Source organism: Mesorhizobium sp. M7A.F.Ca.CA.001.08.2.1 (genome assembly GCF_003998455.1).
GTDB classification, from domain to species: Bacteria; Pseudomonadota; Alphaproteobacteria; order Rhizobiales; family Rhizobiaceae; genus Mesorhizobium; species Mesorhizobium ciceri.
This window is the reverse complement of sequence record NZ_RZPW01001256.1, coordinates 1-938: the sequence shown is the minus strand read 5'-3', so window position 1 is coordinate 938 and position 938 is coordinate 1. Positions and strand designations below refer to the sequence as shown.

Below are 938 nucleotides of genomic sequence, written 5' to 3'. Positions count from 1 at the left end.
GCCATATCCTGGCGACGACGCTCGACTACCCGATGGTGCTCGACACGGTGGGCTGCACACCCGAATTCCTGAAAACCAATCCGGATGCCGCCAAGGCGCTGGCCGACAGCTATTTTGATGCACTCGACCTGATCAAGAGCGATCCGCAGAAATCCTACGAGACCATGGGTGCCGACGTGAAACAGTCGGCCAAGGAATTCGAGGATTCGGCGAAATACCTGAAATGGGCCGACCGGGCGGAGAACAAACAGTTCTTCACCAAGGAATTCCAGGACTTTTCCAAGACCGCTGGCGAACTGCTGCTGCAGATGGGACTGATCAAGGAAGCGCCCGACGTCACCACGTTGGCTGACACCAGCGCGGTTTCGAACTGATCGTTCGGCCTTTGACCATCAAGCGGCGGCGCCTGGCGCTGCCGCCTTCTCTTGGACAAAGCGCGATTTGAGCATGGGGACCATTTGAAAATGGCGACGATTTGACGATGCGCCCCTTGCATCCCGTCTCGCCGGGCATCCGAACCGTGCTCGGCATTTCCTTCTTCGTGCTTTTCGTGGCCTTCTGGGCTTGGATCACGCTAGGCGGCCACGTCAACCGCATCTTCCTCGCCGATCCGCTGTCGATGCTGCGGGATGGCTGGCGGCTTTTGGTCGAAGACCGTTTCTGGCTCGACGTTCTGATCACCATCTGGCGCGTCTTCGGCGGTTTCCTGCTTGCCTCGGTCGTCGCGGTGCCGCTTGGCATCGCGATGGGCGCCTGGAAGCCGGTGGAGGCGTTTCTGGAGCCTTTTGTCTCCTTCGCCCGCTACTTGCCTGCGTCGGCATTCATCCCACTGCTCATCTTGTGGGCCGGCATCGGCGAGCTGGAAAAACTGCTGGTCATCTTCGTCGGCTCGGTGTTCCAGATCGTCCTCATCATCGCGGTCAAAGTTGGCGGCACAC

The 938-nt window shown here is 59.6% G+C and carries 1 protein-coding gene and 1 pseudogene; both read left to right on the top strand.

All coding sequences use genetic code 11. The features are described 5' to 3' along the window. Positions 1 to 374 (top strand): annotated as a pseudogene (locus EN914_RS36640) (ABC transporter permease); the annotation flags it as partial. Positions 375 to 481: 107 nt separating this feature from the next. Further along, positions 482 to 938, top strand: a 457-nt coding sequence (locus EN914_RS36635; protein WP_407067838.1) for an ABC transporter permease, incomplete at its 3' end; no start/stop codon positions are given.